At 58.8% G+C, this 20,411-nt stretch carries 23 protein-coding genes, 1 tRNA gene, 1 pseudogene and 1 riboswitch; of the genes and pseudogenes, 8 read left to right on the top strand and 17 right to left on the bottom strand.

The features are described 5' to 3' along the window. Positions 1-42: 42 nt before the first annotated feature. The 13 genes and pseudogenes from rplE to rplC all read right to left on the bottom strand — a co-directional run bounded on the left by rplE (position 43) and on the right by rplC (position 6,857). Positions 43-585 carry a 50S ribosomal protein L5 gene (gene rplE, locus NW842_RS02075; RefSeq protein ID WP_414355946.1) on the bottom strand — a complete coding sequence of 181 codons (543 nt, stop codon included), beginning with the start codon at positions 583-585 and terminating at the stop codon, positions 43-45. A 68-nt stretch (positions 586-653) separates the two neighbouring features. Then, the gene (rplX, locus tag NW842_RS02070) at positions 654-1,052 is read right to left on the bottom strand and encodes a 50S ribosomal protein L24 (RefSeq protein WP_011434163.1); all 399 of its coding nucleotides are present in this window, start codon (positions 1,050-1,052) and stop codon (positions 654-656) included. Then, positions 1,052-1,420 carry a 50S ribosomal protein L14 gene (gene rplN / locus NW842_RS02065; RefSeq protein WP_011434162.1) on the bottom strand — a complete coding sequence of 123 codons (369 nt, stop codon included), beginning with the start codon at positions 1,418-1,420 and terminating at the stop codon, positions 1,052-1,054. Before rplN ends, rplX begins: the two co-directional genes overlap by 1 nt. Continuing rightward, positions 1,417-1,668, bottom strand: coding sequence for a 30S ribosomal protein S17 (gene rpsQ, locus NW842_RS02060; protein WP_011434161.1), 252 nt, complete (start codon positions 1,666-1,668; stop codon positions 1,417-1,419). The genes rplN and rpsQ overlap by 4 nt, the downstream gene beginning before the upstream one ends. Next, positions 1,668-1,889, bottom strand: coding sequence for a 50S ribosomal protein L29 (rpmC, locus tag NW842_RS02055; protein ID WP_414389718.1), 222 nt, complete (start codon positions 1,887-1,889; stop codon positions 1,668-1,670). Before rpmC ends, rpsQ begins: the two co-directional genes overlap by 1 nt. 13 nt (positions 1,890-1,902) lie before the next feature. Continuing rightward, a complete protein-coding gene (gene rplP, locus NW842_RS02050; protein WP_011434159.1) occupies positions 1,903-2,370 on the bottom strand; it encodes a 50S ribosomal protein L16 in 468 nt (155 codons plus the stop codon). 58 nt (positions 2,371-2,428) lie between these two features. Next, a complete protein-coding gene (rpsC, locus tag NW842_RS02045) occupies positions 2,429-3,178 on the bottom strand; it encodes a 30S ribosomal protein S3 (RefSeq protein ID WP_414355948.1) in 750 nt (249 codons plus the stop codon). Positions 3,179-3,214: 36 nt separating this feature from the next. Continuing rightward, a complete protein-coding gene (gene rplV / locus NW842_RS02040; protein WP_414355949.1) occupies positions 3,215-3,586 on the bottom strand; it encodes a 50S ribosomal protein L22 in 372 nt (123 codons plus the stop codon). A 44-nt stretch (positions 3,587-3,630) separates the two neighbouring features. Continuing rightward, positions 3,631-3,912: a 30S ribosomal protein S19 gene (rpsS, locus tag NW842_RS02035; protein ID WP_414331934.1), complete on the bottom strand. Its 282-nt coding sequence runs from the start codon at positions 3,910-3,912 to the stop codon at positions 3,631-3,633. Between the two features lie 66 nt (positions 3,913-3,978). Further along, entirely contained in the window at positions 3,979-4,863 is an 885-nt protein-coding gene (rplB, locus tag NW842_RS02030; protein WP_414413740.1) for a 50S ribosomal protein L2, read from the bottom strand. Between the two features lie 49 nt (positions 4,864-4,912). Further along, positions 4,913-5,212: a 50S ribosomal protein L23 gene (locus NW842_RS02025; RefSeq protein ID WP_414330452.1), complete on the bottom strand. Its 300-nt coding sequence runs from the start codon at positions 5,210-5,212 to the stop codon at positions 4,913-4,915. A gap of 316 nt (positions 5,213-5,528) precedes the next feature. Then, positions 5,529-6,155 (bottom strand): annotated as a pseudogene (rplD, locus tag NW842_RS02020) (50S ribosomal protein L4); the annotation flags it as partial. Between the two features lie 57 nt (positions 6,156-6,212). Next, positions 6,213-6,857 carry a 50S ribosomal protein L3 gene (gene rplC / locus NW842_RS02015; RefSeq protein ID WP_414349597.1) on the bottom strand — a complete coding sequence of 215 codons (645 nt, stop codon included), beginning with the start codon at positions 6,855-6,857 and terminating at the stop codon, positions 6,213-6,215. Positions 6,858-7,341: 484 nt separating this feature from the next. On the opposite strand from rplC, the gene NW842_RS02010 reads away from it, so the two are divergent. The 4 genes from NW842_RS02010 to NW842_RS01995 all read left to right on the top strand — a co-directional run bounded on the left by NW842_RS02010 (position 7,342) and on the right by NW842_RS01995 (position 12,028). Then, positions 7,342-9,354 carry a hypothetical protein gene (locus NW842_RS02010; protein WP_414417375.1) on the top strand — a complete coding sequence of 671 codons (2,013 nt, stop codon included), beginning with the start codon at positions 7,342-7,344 and terminating at the stop codon, positions 9,352-9,354. Positions 9,355-9,422: 68 nt separating this feature from the next. After that, positions 9,423-10,772 carry a methyltransferase domain-containing protein gene (locus NW842_RS02005; protein WP_414355954.1) on the top strand — a complete coding sequence of 450 codons (1,350 nt, stop codon included), beginning with the start codon at positions 9,423-9,425 and terminating at the stop codon, positions 10,770-10,772. 169 nt (positions 10,773-10,941) lie between these two features. Continuing rightward, entirely contained in the window at positions 10,942-11,478 is a 537-nt protein-coding gene (locus tag NW842_RS02000; RefSeq protein WP_414355955.1) for a hypothetical protein, read from the top strand. A gap of 34 nt (positions 11,479-11,512) precedes the next feature. Then, on the top strand, positions 11,513-12,028 hold the full coding sequence (locus NW842_RS01995; RefSeq protein WP_414374546.1) for a MogA/MoaB family molybdenum cofactor biosynthesis protein: 516 nt from the start codon (positions 11,513-11,515) through the stop codon (positions 12,026-12,028). A 28-nt stretch (positions 12,029-12,056) separates the two neighbouring features. Here NW842_RS01995 and metK read toward each other — a convergent pair whose 3' ends face one another. Further along, a complete protein-coding gene (gene metK / locus NW842_RS01990) occupies positions 12,057-13,316 on the bottom strand; it encodes a methionine adenosyltransferase (protein WP_414349600.1) in 1,260 nt (419 codons plus the stop codon). A gap of 298 nt (positions 13,317-13,614) precedes the next feature. Next, positions 13,615-13,726, bottom strand: a riboswitch (SAM riboswitch). A gap of 67 nt (positions 13,727-13,793) precedes the next feature. After that, a complete protein-coding gene (locus tag NW842_RS01985) occupies positions 13,794-14,162 on the bottom strand; it encodes a hypothetical protein (protein WP_011434147.1) in 369 nt (122 codons plus the stop codon). Between the two features lie 275 nt (positions 14,163-14,437). Between NW842_RS01985 and cobO the strand changes: the two genes are divergently transcribed. Then, the gene (gene cobO, locus NW842_RS01980) at positions 14,438-15,031 is read left to right on the top strand and encodes a cob(I)yrinic acid a,c-diamide adenosyltransferase (RefSeq protein WP_414417374.1); all 594 of its coding nucleotides are present in this window, start codon (positions 14,438-14,440) and stop codon (positions 15,029-15,031) included. Between the two features lie 16 nt (positions 15,032-15,047). Beyond that, the gene (locus tag NW842_RS01975) at positions 15,048-16,451 is read left to right on the top strand and encodes a cobyrinate a,c-diamide synthase (protein WP_414417373.1); all 1,404 of its coding nucleotides are present in this window, start codon (positions 15,048-15,050) and stop codon (positions 16,449-16,451) included. Here the strand turns inward: NW842_RS01975 and NW842_RS01970 are convergent. Continuing rightward, positions 16,448-17,695, bottom strand: coding sequence for a URC4/urg3 family protein (locus tag NW842_RS01970; RefSeq protein ID WP_414417372.1), 1,248 nt, complete (start codon positions 17,693-17,695; stop codon positions 16,448-16,450). The genes NW842_RS01975 and NW842_RS01970 overlap by 4 nt on opposite strands. A 485-nt stretch (positions 17,696-18,180) precedes the next feature. On the opposite strand from NW842_RS01970, the gene NW842_RS01965 reads away from it, so the two are divergent. Continuing rightward, on the top strand, positions 18,181-18,528 hold the full coding sequence (locus tag NW842_RS01965) for a DUF1815 family protein (protein ID WP_011434143.1): 348 nt from the start codon (positions 18,181-18,183) through the stop codon (positions 18,526-18,528). Between the two features lie 310 nt (positions 18,529-18,838). Here the strand turns inward: NW842_RS01965 and NW842_RS01960 are convergent. Continuing rightward, positions 18,839-18,911 (bottom strand) — tRNA-Glu (locus NW842_RS01960). A gap of 389 nt (positions 18,912-19,300) precedes the next feature. On the opposite strand from NW842_RS01960, the gene clpP reads away from it, so the two are divergent. After that, positions 19,301-19,903 carry an ATP-dependent Clp endopeptidase proteolytic subunit ClpP gene (clpP, locus tag NW842_RS01955; RefSeq protein ID WP_011434140.1) on the top strand — a complete coding sequence of 201 codons (603 nt, stop codon included), beginning with the start codon at positions 19,301-19,303 and terminating at the stop codon, positions 19,901-19,903. The last annotated feature ends 508 nt before the right edge of the window (positions 19,904-20,411 follow it).

Below are 20,411 nucleotides of genomic sequence, written 5' to 3'. Positions count from 1 at the left end.
TCGGAAGATCGATGCAGATCAAGAAAAGTCAGGGTGGGCAACCTAGGAGGCAAAGGGCATGCCAAACGCTTTGAGCAGGGCACGGCCCTCTTCGTCGGTTTTAGCAGTGGTCACAATTGAAATATCCATACCTCGCAACTGATCTACAGAGTCATAGTTGATTTCGGGAAAAATCAGTTGTTCGCGGATGCCCAGGGTGTAGTTGCCTCGTCCATCAAAGGCTTTGGGGCTGACGCCGCGGAAGTCACGGATACGGGGCAGAGCAATGTTGATCAGGCGATCCAAAAACGCATACATGCGCTCCCGCCGTAGGGTTACCATCAGGCCAACCGGCATGCCCTTGCGAATCTTGAAGCTGGCAATTGCCTTTTTGGCGCGGGTGATCACCGGACGCTGACCGGTGATGGCGCTGATCTCGGCAATGGAAGATTCCAGAGCCTTGGCATTTTGGGAAGCTTCCCCCAAGCCGCGGTTGATGACGATCTTCTCCAGGCGGGGCACCTGGTGGATGTTGGTGTAGCCCAACTCCTTTTGCAGCTTGGGGACGATGACGGTGTTGTAGAGGATTTGCAGACGTTGGGGCATGGTGGCTTCTCCTTGCGGCTCTGGGCTGGGTCAGAGCCAGACCAATGATGGAAAAAAGAATGTAATGCCTAGTCGAGGATCTCGCCTGTTTTCTTAAGGACGCGGACTTTGCGACCATCGGCGGTGATTTGATAGCCGATGCGGCTGGCCACTTCCTGCTTCTTGGAATAGGCCATCACTTTGCAGACGGGAATGGGGGCTTCCTTGGTCTCAATCCGGCCACTTTCCCCTTCTCGCTGAGGTTTGCGGTGGTAGGTAACAATGTTAACCCCTTCCACCAAAACCATGTTGCGTTCGGGAAAGACCCGCAGCACCTCGCCGATTTTGCCTTTGTCATCGCCGGAGATCACCTGCACGGTATCCCCTTGCTTGATACGCATTTTGTAGCGCAGGCTGTTGCGGTGCTTGCGAATGCCCGGTCGCCGAACTAAGCGCCGAATTTGGCTGGGTTTGAGGGGGCGAACCATCAGAGTACCTCCGGGGCCAGGGAGATGATCTTGGTGAAGTTTTTCTCCCGCAGCTCGCGGGCTACAGGGCCGAAAACACGAGTTCCACGGGGATTGCCATCATTGTTGATGATCACGGCAGCATTGTCGTCGAAGCGGATGCACATGCCGTCAGGGCGACGTACCGTATCGACGGTGCGGATAACAACGGCCTTGACAACATCGGATTTTTTGACGGGCATGTTGGGCAGGGCATCCTTGACGACACCAATGATCACATCGCCCAAGCTGGCGTAGCGACGGCCACTGCTGCCCAGCACGCGAATGCACATCATCTTGCGAGCACCGGTGTTGTCGGCCACCGTCAGCATAGTTTGCTGCTGAATCATAGTTTCTTCACCTCCCTCAGGATTTCGGCAACTTGCCAACGCTTGGTGCGGCTAAGGGGACGGGTTTCCGTGATGCGCACCAGATCCCCTTCTTGACAGCGGTTTTCCTCGTCGTGGGCCTTAAACTTCTTGGTCTTGACGACGATCTTGCCGTACTTCGGGTGAGCGACCCGATTTTCCACAGCAACAACCACCGTTTTTTGCATCTTGTTGCTGACAACAATGCCAATCTTCTCCCGAACAGCCATTACTCCTCCTGGGTTGGGCGTTTGCCCCGCTTACGCTCTCCCTCCACAGTTAGTAGTTGCGCCAGCTTGTGTTTGCGCAGCCGGATGAGATGGGGCTGGTTCAACTGCCGCGTGGCCTGCTGCAAACGCAGCTCAAACAGCTCTTTCTTGACGGCGTAGATTTCGTTGCTCAGCTCTTCGTCCGATAAAGCACGGGCATCAGCAATTTTGGGCATGGGCATGGCTGAACTCTCCTCATACACTGCTGGTGGCCACCTCTGAAGCCGTTGCCTGGGCGGGCTCTGGCTTTTCAAAGTCGGCTTTGGTTACAAACTTGACCTTAATGGGCAGCTTCTGGGCGGCAAGGCGCATGGCCTCGCGGGCGATGGGCTCTGCCACTCCCCCCATTTCGAAGAGGATACGGCCTGGCTTGACGACACAAACCCAGTACTCAGGGTTGCCTTTGCCGGATCCCATGCGGGTTTCCGCGGCTCGCTGAGTAACGGGCTTGTCAGGAAAGATGCGAATCCAGATTTGGCCACCCCGCCGAACATAGCGGGTCATGGCCCGACGGCTGGCTTCGATCTGTCGAGCTGTAATCCAGGCGGGTTCTAGGGCCACAAGGCCGTATTCCCCAAAGTTGATGCGGTTGCCACGGGTCGCTTTGCCTTTCATGCGCCCGCGCTGCTGCTTGCGGTATTTGGTGCGTTTGGGGCTTAACATGGCCGTTCCTCAATCATGGGTAACTGATGGGGATCCCTGGGCATTGCCAAACCGGCGGTCAAGCCTCTGCTTGAGCCGAGCGATCTTCAAAGGTGGGCCGCCGCCGCTGCTGCCGACGTTTGGGCTGTTGCAGGGGAAACTTTTGTTCGTGACGTTCCTGCCCGGGCAGAACTTCCCCTTTGAAGACCCAAACTTTGACTCCGATGATGCCGAAGGTGGTATGGGCGAGGTGCTCGGCGTAGTCGATGTCGGCCCGCAAGGTGTGCAAAGGGATCCGCCCCTCCCGCGTCCATTCGGTGCGGGCGATCTCGGCCCCGTTGAGACGACCGGCAATTTGGATTTTGATCCCTTGTACGCCTGCCCGCTGGGCCCGTTGGATTACCTGGCGCACGATGCGGCGAAAAGCAATCCGCCGTTCCAACTGTTGGGCGATATTTTCCGCCAGCAAGGTCGCTTCGGCGTCGGCACGGGTGACCTCTACTACATTGATGCGAATGGTTCGTTCGCCGCCACCTCGTGAACTCAGCTCTTTTTGCAGACCTTGGCGCAAAGTCTCTAGGCCGGATCCGCCCCGACCCACGACCACCCCAGGGCGAGCAGCGCGGATCTCTAGGTCAATTTGATCTGCTTTGCGTTCAATTTGGATATCGGCCAAGCCAGCACTGCTCAATTGCTGGGTCAGGTAGGTGCGAATCTGATCATCCTCCTGTAACAGGGCTGGATAGCGGGCCGGATCGGCAAACCAGCGGCTGCGATGTTCTTTAATCACGCCGAGGCGGAAACCGGTGGGGTGGATCTTCTGTCCCATGGTGGTTAAGGGGTAGAGGTCTGGGAATACGGAAGGTTAGGAAGCTGTCACCACTTCAGCTCCTATGGGCCGGACGGCGATGGTGATGTGGCAGGTGCGCTTGCGAATGGGGTAGGCCCGCCCTTGGGCGCGGGGGCGAAACCGTTTCAGCACAGGACCCTGATCGGCGTAGGCTTGGCTGATCACCAGATCCCGGGGATCCAGGCCGTTGTTGTGCTCTGCGTTGGCCACCGCTGATCGCAGCACCTTACGAACCGGCTCACAGGCAGCGTAGGGCATGAACTCCAGCAGGATGAGGGCATCGGCATAGGTGCGCCCGCGGATCTGATCCAGCACCCGCCGCACTTTGAAGGGGGACATGCGGATGTAGCGGGCTACCGCTTTAACCTCAGGGGATGAATCAGCCATGGCGCTCTCCCTCCTGCTCAATACTGTCCTACTCGTTGTTTATCTCAACGGCGGGCGGCTTTTTTGTCGCTACCCGCGTGACCGCGGAAGGTACGGGTGGGAACGAATTCCCCCAGCTTGTGACCCACCATCTGATCGGTGATGTAGATGGGCACGTGTTGCTTGCCGTTGTGAACGGCGATGGTGTGGCCGATCATGACCGGCAAGATGGTGCTGGCCCGCGACCAGGTCTTGATCATGTGCTTCTCGTTGCGCTCGTTCATCTTCTCCACCTTGAGAAGCAGCTTGGCATCCACAAAGGGGCCTTTTTTCAGCGAACGTCCCATAAGAACCTCAACCGTTTGATAAGCAATTCACTGTCGAAAAAGCTTCGGGGAGCGAATGGCCAGCGGCTACTGAGCAGCCCTTCCGCCCTTGTCCCGGCGGCCTCCGCGACGGCGACCGCGCACGATGAATTTGTTGCTGGGCTTGTTGCGTTTGCGGGTCTTGTACCCCAGGGTGGGCTTGCCCCAAGGGGTGACAGGGGTACTGCGGCCTATGGGGGCTCGCCCTTCCCCGCCGCCATGGGGATGATCCACAGGGTTCATCACCGAGCCACGCACCTTGGGACGGCGCCCCAACCAACGGCTACGACCCGCCTTGCCCAGGCTGATGTTGTTGTGGTCAACGTTGCCCAGTTGGCCGATGGTGGCGTAGCACTCGCCGCGGATCATGCGGACTTCGCCGGAGGGCAGCTTGAGGGAGACATATTTGCCTTCTCTGGCCACCACTTGAGCGCCAGCCCCGGCGGCGCGAACGATCTGCCCGCCGCGACCGGGATACAGCTCCACATTGTGAACCACCGTTCCCAAGGGGATCCGCTCCAGGGGCATGGCATTGCCGATCTCAAAGGGGGCCTCTGGCCCGGCCATGATGGTGGATCCCACCTCTAGGTTGCGGGGAGCGAGGATGTAGCGTTTCTCTCCGTCTTCGTATTCCACCAAGCAGATGTGGGCACTGCGGTTGGGATCGTACTCGACGGTTTTGACGGTCCCCGGGATCCCCCGCTTGTCACGGCGGAAGTCGATGATGCGGTAAAGCCGCTTGTGGCCACCACCGCGGTGCCGGCAGGTGATGACGCCACGGTTGTTGCGCCCTTTCTTGCGGTGAATAAATTGCAGCAGCGACTTTTCCGGTCTGGGCCGCTTGCCGTTCTCGTCACGGGACAGCTCCTCGAAGTCAGAGACCGTCATGTGACGGGTGCTGGGGGTGTAAGGTCGGAGAGTACGAATGCCCATGGCTCGGGTAGGGGTGGGGGATGGGATGACAACAACTCAAAAAGGGGGGTTAGGTGTCCGGGAAGAGGGTGATGGAATCTCCCTCCGCCAAGGTCACGATGGCTCGCTTGGGACGGGTGCGATAGCCAACGAAGCGGCCCACCCGCCGTTGCTTGCGCGGGAGCTTCAGGGTGTTGACGGAAGTAACTCGCACGCGGAACATTTCTTCGACGGCAGCTCGGATGAGCGGCTTGGTGGCGGTGGGCAGCACTTCAAAGACATATTTGCGCTGCTCCATCAAGGCGGTTGCCTTTTCGGTGATGACGGGGCGCAACAGGACGTCGGCCAGGATCCGCTTGCTCTCAGTCATCGCTTTCCTCCTCTGCTGGGGCTGCTTCGGCCTCTTCTACCGTTGACGGCTCTGCTCCTTGAGCCAGTTCTTCTGCTGGATCTTGGGGCTCTTCGGTTTGCTCTTCTGGCCCCTGCGGATCTGCTGGACGTCCTTGAAGGTCAGCTTGGTTTTCCTGGGCCTCAGGTTGGGCTGGGGTTTGCTCTGCTTCCTCGTGTTCGCTTTCTGGAACGGCCTGATCTTCCGGCCCATCTCCGGGCAGGGCCTGATCTCCGGCTAGGTCGGCCTGAGGCGCAGTCTCAGAGGGCCTCTCCAGAACTGCCGGCGCGGCGTCGGATCCCCAACGGGCCTTGAGCTGCTCTAGGGCAGAAACGGTGATCAGCACCCAATCGACGTTGAGCAGATCGAAAACGTTGATCTGATCCAGGCCGATCAGCTTAACGCGGGCGATGTTGCGCACGGCCCGCTCTACGGCTTCCGAGCGTTCGGCAACGATGAGCAGAGCCGATTGATCTTCCATCACCCCCCAGCGCAGCAAAGCCTGGGCCACAGCACGGGTTTTGGGCGGGTTGAGCTGCTCCTGGAAATCCTCCACGACGATCAGGTCTTCCACCCGACTTTGCAGAGCGGTGCGCAGGGCCAGTTGCCGTTCTTTGCGGTTCATGGCCAGGTTGTATTCCCGCTTGCGGGGGCCGAAGATCACCCCCCCTTTGCGCCAAAGTGGGGAGCGGATGGAGCCGGCACGGGCCCGACCGGTGCCTTTCTGCTTCCAAGGCTTGCGACCGCCGCCGCGCACCTCAGCTCGGGTCTTGGTGTGGGCGTTGCCCTGACGAGCATTGGTCATCTGCCGGCGAAGTGCCAGATAGAGAATGTGGGCGGCTGTTTCGGGACGAGCAACTTTGAGGCTCAGCTCCGCGCTGCCCACCGTTTCCCCTTGCCAATTTTTCACCACACAACTTGCCATGGTTTCCTCGTCTTTGCGGATGCCGGTCAACCTTGGTTTCACCCAGGGATCCCTCCCCTAACGCTTGTTGCCCACCTGCTTGGCAGGGGTGATCTCCAGCAGCCCTCCTTCTACGCCGGGCACGCAGCCCTTAATCACCAACAGATCCCGCTCCGGATCCACCTGCACCAACTGCAATTTGCGGGTGGTGACTCGGCCACCTCCCAGCCGCCCTGCCATGCGCATCCCCGGAAACACGCGGCCTGGGGTTGTGCCGGCGCCAATGGAACCCGGTCGGCGGTGGTTTTTGGAGCCGTGGGACATGGGGCCACGACCGAAGTGGTGGCGCTTTTGATAGCCGGCAAACCCTCGCCCGATGGAGGTACCTGCCACATCCACCAACTGGCCGGGGGAAAACATCTCGACGGTAATTTTCTGCCCCAATTGGTAAGCTTCCGGCTGATCAACGCGAAACTCTCGCAGGTGGCGCAGCAGCTCTGTCACCCCCGCTTTGGTGAGGTGGCCCCGCTGCGCCCGCGTGAGATGCTTTTCAGTGGTGGGCAAGTAGCCCAACTGAATGGCGTTGTAGCCGTCTGTGGCCTGGGTTTTGATCTGGGTCACGGTGCAAGGCCCCGCCTGTACGACGGTAACCGGAATGGCCAGCCCCTCTGGTGAGAAGATCTGGGTCATGCCGACTTTTCTTCCAAGGATGCCAAGTGCCACAAGAACCTCCAATCGAGCCTGCACGACTCGCTTTCATCAATTCAGAGCCGACTCACTCCGACAATCAGCCGACCTTTCGCGAAGCGGGCTGTAGGCCAATGGCTCAGTCAGCCGGATGGATAGACATACAGCAACAGCGTGGCAGCAGAAAGCTCAGAACAAGGCTGAGTCTTCCAACTCAGGCGAAAAAGCGAGGCAGGGAGAATCAGGGATCCCTGTCCCCAGAGCCTAAGATCAGCATCGGCAACGCTGATCCTCTCGCCTAGTTCACCCCAAAGTTACACGCCAAACTGCTTTTGCTAAGAGCTGCTCAGACTTGCCTGCAAAGAGGCAGTATCTGGGGTAGCAGCGCGCCGGGTCGCCAAAGCGGATGGACTCAGTTGGCAACGGAAAACAATCATAATGAAGCGAAGGCCCGTTTGTCCAGACTTTTGCTGAGAAAATGGGTTGGTTGGAGAGGCCGGAGAGGGTAAGGGCAGCTCAAGTGGAAGAAAAGAGCCATTGGCGGGGGAAGCCATCTCCCTTCCAAAGTGTGATGGGCTGGGCAGGCAGTGGGCTGACCCAGGCTTGTGTGGATCACTATCGAAGTTTGTTGCAGGCAGGAGCCGATCCGGGCCGGGTCTTGTTTTTGGTGCGGAGTCAACGGCAAGCGGATGAGGTGCTGCGGCGCTTGCAGCAGTCCAGTTCGGGCTTGGTGGGGCCGTGGCGGATCGAAACGTTCTTGCAGCGGGTGGGACGCTCGTTGGCCGATCATTGGCCACAGGTGTGTGAGCGTGTCCCCCAGTTGCCACGCTCGTTGGAGCCGATCCCCTTGGCCAAAGATCTCACTCAATTTCTCTGCGAACGAGCCTGCGCTTTGTGCCCTCGGCATGGGGAAGCCTTTGCCGGGGTCGGGCTCAAGGAGTTCCAGATCTGGGATCAGATCAGCAGTGCTGCTTATATTGCGGGGGCTTCGGGTTTGCCGGCAGAGGTGGTGGGATCCCGGCTGGCCAGGGCTTGGCCGGAAGAGGCGGATCCACGGCGGGCAGAGGCCTTACAGGCAATGGGCTGCTGTGTGGGGCGGCTGTGGGAGGCAGCGCTTCGGTTGGGATCCTTGGATTTTGGCCTGCAAATTCGGCTGTTTGGCGAACACATCCTGCCGCTGGCGGAGTTTTGGCAAGAGTGGGATCACCTGATTGTGGATCAGGCGGAAGACAGTTGTGCCGTGGCGCTGGAGTTTTACCGGCAGGGGCAATCCCATCTGCAAAGTCAATTTTTCAGCTACACCCTTGGTGGTGGGGTTTCCTTGACCGGGATCCCAGAGGCAGTAGCTGACTTCTTGATGGCAAAAACGCAGGTTCGGTTTCTGGAGGGGAGCCATCGCGCTTCAGCAGGCATGATCCGCTTGGGGGTGCAGATTGCGCGGGTGTTGGATCCCCAGTTTTCTCATCCGCTGCCCGAGCCGCAGGGGGGAGGACTGCCGCTGGTGCAAACGCTGGAGGAAGAGACCCAGTTTGCGGCAGTGGAGGTGATGGTTGCCCAAATTCGCCGGCTTTTGGGGGCCGGGATCCCGGCCCATCGCATCGCTGTTTTGCTGCCCCGTATGGATGCGGGGGTGAGCCTGAGCTTGCAGGAGCAGTTGTCGGAAGTGCCGGTTTTGCCGATTGCCCCCTTCCCGGCCTTGATCCGCTATCCTTTGGTGCGGGCGGTGCTGACGGCAGCAGAATTGGCTCACCCTGAGTGGGGCGCTTTTCCTACTTTGCCGGCTTGGCGGCTGATGTTGAGCTGGGTGCTGGGGCTGGATCCCATCCGGGCGGCTCTGTTGGCCGAAGATACCTGGGATCCGGTGGGGCGTTCTCTGCGTCCCCGAACAGCAGTACGGCAGCCGGAGCGGGTGGGGTTTGCCAACCTGGAGCGCTACCAGCGACTGTTCGATTGGCTGCGCGGCTATCGTCCCGGCCCTTCATTGGCCGCTTTCTTCCAGCAGTTTTTTGCCGATCACTTGGCCTCGGTGATTGCTTCCCCTCAGGATCAAGAGCTGCTGCGCGTATTGATGGAAGCGGCACAACGGTTTCGTCAGGCCTTCCCTGCCGAAGGGGATCCCGCCTTTTTGGCCATGATCCGCTCGGGACAAACCCCCAGCAGCAGCCGCTTCGAACCCGATTATTCCCGCTACTTGGTAGTTGCAACTCCGGTGGCCTATATCAATCGGGGTTTGGAGGCCGATTACCAATTTTGGTTTGATATCACCAGCCCCAGTTGGTCCCGCTCTTTGTGGCATGTGCTCTACAATAGCCGTGTGCTGACGCCGGAGTGGGACGGGGAGGTTTTCGATGCAGGGCGGGATTTACAGGCGCGTCAACGCATTTTGGCCCGCACGCTGTTGAACCTCTGTTGCCGCACTCAGAAGGGGCTGTGGTTGGTGCGCTCCAATTTTAACTACCGCGGCGAGGAGAACACCAGCATTTTGGACTACCTGATTTTGAAGGGCCTGAAAGCCATGGCAGCCGTCGGCTGAGAGAGGCCCTATCCTGAAAGGGTGCTGGCAACTCAGGCCCCCAAGAAATCGGGGGATGCACCGCAGGAATGGTCAAAGGCAAAGGTTTTGGAAAAGCGGCGCAGCCGTCCCTCTCAAAACAGATCCGTCAGGCGGCAGTCCATTTCCGGCAAGGTGACTGGGCCCGTTGTCGGCAAATTTGTGAGCAGCTCCTCTCGGGTGCCGGCTCAGCTCCTGTTGGGACTGCCCAGCGGGGATCCCATTCGAATGCCGCCGACCTGTCTGATCCCGAAGCAGCCATCGCCTGGGTTCAGGCCCACGCTCTGTTGGGACAAATCGAGGAAGGAGCCGGTCGCTACCCCGCCGCCATGCTGCACTACCAGCAGGCCATTGTGAGCTGTCCACCTGCTGCGCCGGCCAGCTTAGCCGCTGAGGTTCATGCGCTGCTGGGGAGGGTGTTGCGGCAGATGGGGGAGAAAAAGCAGGCGCAATTGTTGTTTGAGCAAGCCCTGAACCGGGATCCGCAACTGCTGATGGCACGGGTGGGGTTGGCCGATCTGCTGCAGATGCGGGGAGAATTCGTGGCGGCGGTGGCCCACTACTTGCAGGCTTGGCAGGGATCCCAGCAGGAAGCGGATATCCCCTATCAAATCGGCATGTGCTTCTGGAAGCAGGGACAACCAGAGGCGGCCAGTCCCTGGTTTCGGCGGGCGCTCTCCTTGCAGCCTGAACACAGCGATGCCCGCTACATGCTGGCCATTCTGGGGGAGCTGCCCCTGCCCGACAGAACGCCTCCGGCTTGGGTCAGCCGCCTGTTCGACGAATATGCACCTCGGTTCGAGCAGCATTTGTTGGAGAAGTTGAACTACCAGGGACCAGAGGCTTTGCGGCAAGGGATCCTGGCGGTGGCAGCAGCGCAGGGATCGCCTCCTCAGTTTGAGCGGGCGCTGGACTTGGGCTGTGGTACGGGCTTGGCAGGAGCCCAGGTGCGCCCCTATGTCAAGCAGTTGTGGGGCGTGGATCTCTCTGCCCGCATGCTGGAAATCGCCCAACACAAGGGCATTTACGACCACCTGGTTCAGGGGGACTTGCTGGAGCTGCTGCACCAGACCTCAGAACGCTACGACTTGATCCTGGCGGCAGATGTGTTCATCTACCTGGGGGATCTGGCCCAGGTCTTTCCTGCCTGCGCTCGGGTGTTGAATGCCGGCGGGCTTTTGGCCTTTACCGTCGAGGTGGGATCCGCCCCCGGCTACGAGCTGGGATCCACGACGGGGCGCTTTGCCCACTCCCCATCTTACGTGCTGCAGCAGGCAGAACAAGCAGGGTTGGATCCCGTCTACCACCAAAACTTCACCCTAAGACGAGAGGGGGAAGCCGACGTACCTGGAGCCGTGTGGTGTTTGCGCCGTTCGCGTCAGCGGTGCGGAGCCCATTGAGGGAGAACACGACCTTCCCGAGCTTTCCCTTCATAGGAGCTTCACAGAAAGCCAGTTGAGGTATTCTTGAGCGAGAGTTTCCTCAGGGATCCCGGAAAGAGGAGCCTGATTTCTCGTCAGTCCCTCTGGGTTAGCTTGGGGTTAAGTTTCATTGGGCCAGGGTGGTTTGATGGATCCTGCCACCTTTCTGGAGCACTATGGGTTTGAACTGGAAGGTCAACCCGGCCAGGTTTGGGTGGAGCGCTGGGATCAGTCGTTCCCGGCCCGTTGGATCCCGGTGGCTTTGCTGGAAGCCCTCTACCAGGGGCGGTACAAGGCCACCTCTGTGGAGCAGCTTCTCCGCCTTTGGCAGCGTCGCGGCTCTCCTCATCTTACCTTTCCCCCAGAAATCGGCCAGTTCCTTTGGCAGGAGCAGCAGGAGCTGATCCGCTCTTTGGCTTCGGCTGCCCTTGCCTGTTCTCCGTTGCCGCCGGTACCCCTCGCAGGATCCCTGTTTTCCCGAGAACCGGCCATATCTCTAAACTTGTTGTTGGAGCAGTTGCAGGAGCTTCCCCCCAAGCTGCGCCGCCTGCTCGCCCAGTCCCCTCGTGCCGGTGGGACAGAGTCCTCATCGTTCGCGACAGAGGTGCAGAGCACATTCCCGGAGATTCCGCAGATGGTCGTTGACCCGCCAACTCCTGCCGAGCCTCCTCAGGGACAGTCTTGATGGGTTTGCCACCTTTTCCTCAGGGATCCCCGCCATGACCTTTCCCCTTGATCGCGACAGCGGTGCAGAGCACATTGCCTCCTTGCCCTGTGGGGTGATCACCGTCAGCGACACACGCACCCCTGAAACCGACCACAGCGGCCAGTTCATCTGCACAGCCCTCCAGGAATCCGGCCACCGGGTGGAGAGGTATTGCATTCTCCGAGATGAACCGCAGCTCATTCGAGAGCAGGTTCAGGATTGGGCCGGATCCCTGCCGGTGATCCTGTTGAATGGCGGCACAGGCATCGCCCCCCGCGACACCACCTATGACGCCATTGAGGCTCTCTTAGAGAAAACCTTGCCCGGTTTTGGCGAGATCTTCCGTCAGCTCAGCTACGCCCAGGTCGGCAGTCGGGCCATCGCCTCTCGGGCCATCGCCGGGATCCACGGAAAGTGCTTGATCTTTTCCATGCCTGGCTCCCCAGCAGCCGTGCAACTGGCTATGCGCAGCCTGATCCTGCCGGAGCTACCCCACCTGGTTAAGCAACTGCACCAGGGCAAGCATTGAGGCAGCAGGCCGTCTTAGTGATCCCCTCTTAGGCCAAGAGGGCAGTCGCCTTGGCAAGAGCCTCCTCCCGCAGCAGAGCGGCTTTATCGGTGCGCTCCCAGGGCAGATCCAGGTGAGTTTGCCCGAAGTGACCATAGACCGCTACATTTTGGTAGAAGCGTCCCCCCCGTTGGCGGGGCAGCTCCCGCAGTTGGAACTGGGCCAAAATGGCTGCCGGCCTCAGATCGAAGTGGCGCTGCACCAGCCGCAACAGCTCTTCGTCGGGGATGCGCCCTGTGCCAAAGGTTTCCACCAAAATGTTGATGGGGCGGGCTACCCCAATGGCGTAGCTCACCTGCACTTCACATTTTTGCGCCAAGCCAGCTGCCACGATGTTCTTGGCCACGTAACGAGCCGCATAGGCAGCGCTGCGATCCACCTTGGTGGGATCCTTGCCGGAGAAGGCCCCGCCCCCATGGCGAGAATAGCCGCCGTAGGTATCGACGATGATCTTGCGTCCGGTCAGGCCCGCATCTCCCTGAGGGCCGCCGATGACAAACTTGCCGGTGGGATTGGTGAGGAAGCGGGTGTGGCTATCCGGCTTGATGGGCAGCTCGGCAAACACCGGCGTGACCACTGCCTCCCAGAGATCGGCGCGGATCCGCTCTTGCACCGCCGCCTCTTCCGTAATGGCGCCAATCGTGGGCGTGTGCTGGGTGGAGATGAGCAGGGTGTGAATGCCCACCGGGCGACCTTCCTCATAGGCCACAGTCACCTGCGTTTTGCCATCCGGGCGCAGATAGGGCAGGGTGCCGTTTTTGCGAACCGTGGCCAACTGGCGGCTGAGGCGGTGGGCCAAGCTAATGGGCAAGGGCATCAACTCGGGAGTTTCATCGCAGGCAAAGCCAAACATCAACCCCTGATCCCCGGCCCCGACCAAGTCGAATTGATCTTCCTGGGAGCCGCGACTTTCCAGGGCCACATTCACCCCTTGGGCAATATCGGGAGATTGCTCATCGAAAGCCACCAACACCGCGCAGCTTTCTGCACAAAACCCATTCTTGGCATCGGTATAGCCAATTTCGGCCACCTTGTCCCGCACCAGACGGGTGAAGTTGACCTGCGCTTGCGAGGTGATCTCCCCGGTCAACAAAACCAGGCCCGTATTGACCACCACCTCGGCGGCCACCCGACTGAGGGGATCCGCCGTCAAGAGGGCATCCACGATGGCATCGGAGATCTGATCGCAGATTTTGTCGGGGTGCCCCTCCGTCACCGACTCCGAGGAAAACAAAAACGACTTGGACAACGAACCTTCTCCTTAAAAGCTAGAACTGAGAACCTGAACAAAAAACAAGGCTCACCCGCTCGTTCATTATCCGTCGGAGAAAGAGCCAACCAGGGATCCCCAGGTGCTCCGCACCAGCCCCAACTCAGCCAGAGGAAAGGCCCAGCAACCAGCAAGCGTTCTGCACCGCTGACGCACCAGCACTGCCGCGAAGGCCTTGCCCCGCTGCCGCGACCAGAGCTATGGGAGCTGCTAAAGGATAAAGTTGCCAGAAAAGTCCCCCGCCAAAGAGGGCTATCCTCTAGAGAAAACTTTATTGCCTTTATCTTTCGGTTACTGACTAACCGCAGGAATTGGCACCGTAGCGGAGGCTTCCGCCGGGTTGCCGCAGCTTCATTGGGCCTGGTCCCTCAGTCTGCTCTGGATAAAGAACGGAACTTGTCCCTATAGTACCCCCAACCTCCGCCCATTTGTCAAAAAAATAAGCTGTGGGCGGCTTCAGCCAAACAGACCCTGCCACCAGTCTGTCCCCTGAGCGGCTTTGAGAAAGAATGCGCCGGCCAAGCCCAGGGGGGAGAGAACGCCGAGAAAGCCAACTGTCCCCAATCCCCAAGCCAAGCGGTGCAGATGCTTTTTGTCGGCAGGATTTGGCGTCGTTTCGGCTGAGATGGCCAACAGGGATCCCAAGGCTGCCAATAGGGATCCCCCCAGACCTGCAAAGTAGCTGGGCGCTAGCCACGGTTGCAACTCGGCGGCAGATACGACTTGGATGCGGGGCAAGACTTGAAAACACCCTATTGCCAGCACTGCCCAGATGAAGCAGTACATTAGCAGGCTATCTCGGAAAGCGGCAGCCGGTTCTCTCATATCCCAGCCGAATGAAACCGGATTAGGATAAAGGCGGTTCACTGTGGGGAACTTGGGTTTGCCCCGACGGTCGCGCCAGTGGTGCAGTTCCCCTCAGCCTGTGTGGCGAATCTCGATTCCTTTTGATTATGGCCCAACCCGCCCTGTCTGGCTTGCCTGCACCGGCTTCCGCATCCCAACCCCTCTCGACAACAGAACTTGAGGACGCTTGCGATAGCGGTGCGGAGTCTTCACCGGGCGCAGAGGCTGACCCAAACTGGCGGCACCGCCAAAGAATGCAAAAACGCCAGCAGCGGCAGCGGCAGCGTCTGTCGGGCATGCGAGATGACAAGGGCTTGATCATCGTACACACCGGGCAGGGCAAGGGAAAGACCACGGCTGCCTTTGGCATGATCTTCCGCGCCCTCGGCCAGGGATTGTCGGTGGGGGTGGTGCAATTTATCAAGGGGGCCTGGGATCCAGGAGAAGCCAAGCTATTGCGGAAATTGGCCGAGCATCCAGAGCTGGGCCTGGGGAAAATAGCTTTTTACGCCATGGGAGAGGGCTTTACCTGGGAAACCCAAGACCGGGAGCGAGACATCGCCCATGCACAGGCGGCCTGGGAAAAGGGGCGGGAGCTGTTCACCAGCGGGGAGTTTCAGTTGGTGCTTCTGGATGAGATCAATGTCGCCCTCAAGTTGGGATATCTCTCGCCGGACAGGGTGTTGGCCGGGCTAGCGGAGAAACCGGAGCGGGTTCACCTGATCTTGACGGGGCGGGGCGCGCCGGCAGCGTTGATCGACCGAGCCGATCTGGTGACGGAGATGACTTTGGTCAAGCATCCCTTCCGTGACCAGGGGATCAAGGCGCAAATCGGCATCGAGTTCTAACCCTTGGGCAGGAAAGATGGCCATTCTGCTGGCGGCGGCAGCAAGCGGCAGCGGCAAAACCACCATCACTCTGGCTCTGTTGGCCGCTCTGAGGCGACGGGGCCTGCGCATCCAACCTTTCAAGGTGGGGCCGGATTACATTGATCCTCTGTTTCACACGGCGGTGAGCGGGATCCCCTGTCGCACTTTGGATCCCTTCTTGACCGACGAGGACTTTGTGCAGCGCTGCTTTCGCCACCATTGCCAGGGCAAGGATGGAGCCATTGTGGAGGGGGTAATGGGCCTCTTCGATGGACGAGCGCCGGGATCCCTGCCCCTCCCCGAGGGCGGAACGGAGCCTTTTTTTGCCAGCAGCGCCCATGTGGCCCGCCTGCTCGGGATCCCTGTGGTGCTGGTGATCGATGGCAGCGGCATGGGAACGACGGTGGCCGCTTTGCTCTACGGCTTGAGCCGCTGGGATCCTCGCCTCTCCATTGCTGGGGTGATTTTCAACCGGGTGGCCTCGGAGCGGCATGGACAAATCTTGCAGCAGGCAGCGGCTGCAGCGGGGATCCCGGTCTTGGGCCAGTTTCCCCGGCGGGAGGATTTGCGGTTGCCCAGCCGACACCTGGGGTTGGTGCCTGTCTCAGAACTGGATCACTTCCCCCACTGGCAAGCTGCCTGGGCCGAGCTGGCCGAGCAACACGTCAATTGGGATAGCCTATTGCCCCTCATTCGGAGGCTTCCTCCAGCGGTAGGAGAGCTGTGGCCAGGGATCCCCCCTCTCACCGAAAGGACTCCGCCCCGCCGCTGCGAACAGGTACGGGTGGCGGTGGCCCAAGACCACGCCTTTAACTTCTACTACGCCGACAACTTGGATCTGTTGCGGGCCTGTGGAGCCGAGCTGCTGGAGTATTCCCCCCTCCAGGTGGGGCTATGGCCGCCGGATCCCTGCGACGGCGTGCTGCTGGGGGGAGGGTTCCCGGAATTGTTTGCAGCACCTCTATCTGAGAGAATTAACCAACAACCTCCCCCGCCCACCCACCCACCCCTCTACGCCGAGTGCGGCGGACTGATGGTGCTGGGCCAATCCCTTACCGATTTTCAGGGAAAGACCTACCCGATGGCCGGGCTGTTGCCCATCACAGTAGACATGGCCAACCGGCTATGTTTGGGCTACCGCGCAGCTGCCGTTTTGCGCCCAACCCTGCTGGCGCCAGCTGGGGATCGCCTGCGCGGGCATGAATTTCACCGCTCCCGCAGCACCCCTATCTCCCCAAGCCCAATCTATGGCTGGGGATCCCCCGCCCAGCCTCAACAGGAAGGATGGGCCACCGAGCGCCTTCACGCTTCGTACCTGCATCTGCACTGGGGATCCCGTCCTGATTTGGCCCTGAGATTATTACAGAACTTCTTAAGAATCTCGAAAGGGGATCCCTAAAAAACCGTGCCATCGCTGAGCAGTTGGATGGGAGGAGAAGCATCTGGCCTAAGCTGGGCCGCTATTTGCCGTCCTGCCGTCCAGGTTCCCCCTTGCAGTATCTTCACCAGGGGCAACTCTTGGGCAGAGCAACCCAGTCTTTCCCGGATTAAGGAGGCAACTTGATCCAGCAAAATCACCGTCAGGGCCCGCCACTCCACAATCACCGTCGAATCTGGAGGATACGGTTGCTGACCAATCTCCGGCTGCTTAAGTTGGATCACCCCCAAATCCACAAACAACCCCCCGTTGCGATACTCCGCCAAACCCGTCAGCTCATCCAAACCCCCGATTGGGATCCCCTCCTGCTGCAACGGCTCCAGCAGGGAATAGGTCATCCATTGGGACAACTTGTGAAAAGGCACCCAATGGCTCCCCGGCTCCGTTTGGGGCAGGTGGGGATAGGGCCAGACATCCCCCAGAGGGATCCCGGCCAGCGAGACTCGCCCAGGCCAAATGGAGCTAAACCCCCTCTGAACTGCCTGGAAGACCTGTGCTGCTTTGATCCCACGGCTGGGATCCTCGGGTTGGATTGCTTCCCACAACCGGCCTGGACGAGGAAGATTGTGACCAGATCCAAAGTAATGAGGTTGAGCCCGCAAAGTTTGTGCCAACCTTTGCAGCAGTTGCCAGCGCCCCTCCAGTCCCAGTAAAGGATTTTCCGGCCCCACCTGGAAAGCTGCTGCCAAATCCGCCAAGGTGATCCGCTCCAGGCCCGCCGCATCCACCTGCAGAGGCTGCTGGGGATCGCTGGAAAACCCACCTTGCCAGAACCAGTCGAAACTGGCCAAGGCCAAACCTTCGGAACGACCCACCACCGTCTGACTTTCTGGATCCCAGTACTTCCAGGCAGAGCCTGCGCCTGCGTCCAGCAACACGCTGACGATGGCCAGATCCCACTTGCATCGCAGCCGCTCCAGCGGATCCATGTCTTTAAGTCGATTTTCCAAACGGGCTAGGCGCTCCCCGGATCCCACCTGAAAATGTTGCCAGCGGCTGTGGAAGGGAATTTCCCCGTTGGGATAATGGGCCCGCATTGTGGTGATCACATAGTCGGCTACGGATCCCAGCCGGTTCAGGTCGAGGCGAAAATGCTCTGATTCACCGGCCAAAACCCTTTCAAATAGCAACTGACAGCGATCCCGAATGGCTTGGGGACTCTGAAAATAAGCCACTCGTTTCTCCAGATCAACAGGTGTCAGCATCGAGCCGTTCCTTCTCAATTGTCCATGCCGAGAATTTTCTCAGCATAATCGGGCGGGAACCCACCTTGATCTGCATTCGTCTGCAAGCCTTGGCCCACTTGACACTCCCGCCGGTCTCTTGTCAAAAGACCGCGTCTTACTTCGCGATCGGTGAGACCCTTGCAAGAGAAAGCTTTGAGGCAACTGTCCTGATGACGCGAGCAGCCGCTGAGCCATTTTGAGAAAAGACTGGGCGAGCACTGAGTGAGGATCCCAGTCGATAAGAGTGTTGACTCGGAGTAAACTTTGATGTCTTTGTTAAGAGAAGTGTTGAATACTACATTTCACTGAGGTAGACCTTGCCTACTCTGTGGCCTTAATCACTTCCTTGAGGGATTGTCGATTGTTATGATAGATGTAATCCTAGTCCTAAGCATAAATTACTAGTTAGGTCATTTGCAGCTAGGCTAAGCCCCAAAAGTGCCAATCCGTTAGGGAGGAGTGTGATGTTCACACGGTTGGCGGAACAATACCGCAGCTATGTTCAAGATCTGGTGATGAGTTTGCAGGCTCTGGCCATCGTTTTGGAGAAGCGGGGCTACCCAGCCTCTTGCTACACCTGTGGTACGTCTTTCGAGAGTGCCTCGTTTATGGTCAGTTTACGAGAGGGGCACCTAATCCGCTTTTTGGTTTCCGAATGCTCCATTAGCTGGACAGAAATGCGGGATGACCGGGAGCTTATGAAATTGGAAGGGGCAGAGGCGATTCGCCAACTGCAGGAGCTGGCAGAGCTTATCAAAGATGAGCTGTTGGTCGCCGCCACGCCGGCTGAAGCTCTGGTGGCCAGCACCTGATCCTGGCAGGCCCTAGGTCTGCTCAAACCCAAGCCGTAGCCGATTGGACAACTAAGCCTAACCTTCTAGGCCGCTGCTTTGGAGATTTTTCCCCTGTTGAGGAGTAAGGGTGGAATAGGGATCCCCCTCGACGGAGTGGCAGTTGGCTGGCTGCCCATGCCGCTTGTATGGGGATCCCAGATGACCCGCTCTCCCAGCTTGTATCTGGAGTGGTTTGTGGCGGCAAAGCCTCTCTGAGTAAAGTCTGAGTAAGGTGTCACCGCTGCCAGGGATCCCCTGTTGACGGCTTCATCTTATAACTCTGACCCAATACCCCCAAGGGGATTCGAACCCCTGTCGCATCCGTGAAAGGGATGTGTCCTAGGCCTCTAGACGATGGGGGCGCTCTCCGACAAGGCGATCCTAATCCTAAAGAAGGATAAGTAAGCTTGTCAACCTTTTAATCTGCATCCCCAGACCCACGCCCTGCCAAGTTCAGAATCAAGATCCCCAGCAAAGCCAGGCTCAGCAGGCTGGCAATTACAATCGGTTCATCTGGGATCACGTCCATCTTGGCTTCACCTCACCACATCACAAAGAGCCACACCTCAGACCCGTTCCACATCCCAGAAGAAGAGGGATCCCGCCATAACCACCCGTCTCTTTGCTGTTCTAGCCGGCTCACACCCCATCGAGCCCCGTACGGAGGCGGGCCGGTGAGTCGTCCTGAGCAAAGCATCCGTCCGGTGGCTTAGACTACACTAGTAAGGACTGACCCATCGTTTGGACTGGCATGATTCCCACCGTTATTGAGCAATCTGCGCGAGGCGAGCGCGCCTTTGACATTTACTCGCGTCTCTTGCGGGATCGGATCATTTTCTTGGGCACCCAGGTGGACGACGACATTGCCAACCTGATTGTGGCCCAGATGCTCTACTTGGAATCGGAAGACCCCGAAAAAGACATCTACCTCTACATCAACTCCCCCGGCGGCTCTGTCTATGCTGGCATGGCCATTTACGACACCATGCAGCACATTCAGCCGGATGTCTCCACCATCTGCATTGGTTTGGCTGCCAGCATGGGAGCCTTTCTGCTGGCAGGGGGCACCAAAGGCAAGCGCATTGCCCTTCCCCACGCCCGCATCATGATCCACCAACCCCTTGGTGGAGCTCAGGGGCCAGCTACCGATATTGAAATTCAGGCCAAAGAGATCCTCTTCATCAAAAACAGCCTCAATAGCTTGCTGGCCTACCACACCGGTCAACCTCTAGAGCGCATCGAACGAGATACCGACCGCGACAACTTCATGACCCCAGAACAAGCCAAAGAGTACGGCCTTATCGACCAGGTGATCAGCAAGAGACCCCAGCCAACCCTGGCAGCCGTTTCTTGACCGTCCAGGCCCTGCGGGTGGGTTTGCTCTGCTCCCTCAAAGAAGGGAGCTTTTGGTTTTGGCCGGGGATCCCACCCGAAGGATATTAAGAAAGCCAAAGAAATCTGTATTCTCAGCGGGAAGCAGGGGGTCTTACTTTAATTAAACTAATCAAACTCATAAAGAAAGTAATGATCAGCCCATTATTGCGGATGGTAGCTTAGGATTAAACCTATATAGAGTTGTGTTTGCCGAGATTCTAGCTTAGGCGCTGTATAAATTCCTTTCCGCTGGGTTTGCAAATCCAGGGAGTCGAAGCTAGTGATTGAAGGCGCTCGAAAAGAAGGGTTTAGGGCTTCCATCCGCCGGGATGAAGAGTGTCTTAAAGCCCAACTTTGGCCTCATGGTTGTGGGGCGGTCTTATTCACGGAAACTCGGCGGTCTCGAGTTTTGGCCCTGAGTTTTTCCTCTTGGTTGCATCCGTGAAGGGCATTTTCTGGTTCTGTAATTCGTTCAGAGGGAGATCAAC

This window comes from Synechococcus sp. R55.4 (assembly GCF_047461935.1).
Lineage (GTDB): Bacteria > Cyanobacteriota > Cyanobacteriia > Thermostichales > Thermostichaceae > Thermostichus.
The sequence above is the reverse complement of the archived record's forward strand: the minus strand, read 5'-3'. Positions and strand labels throughout refer to the sequence as shown.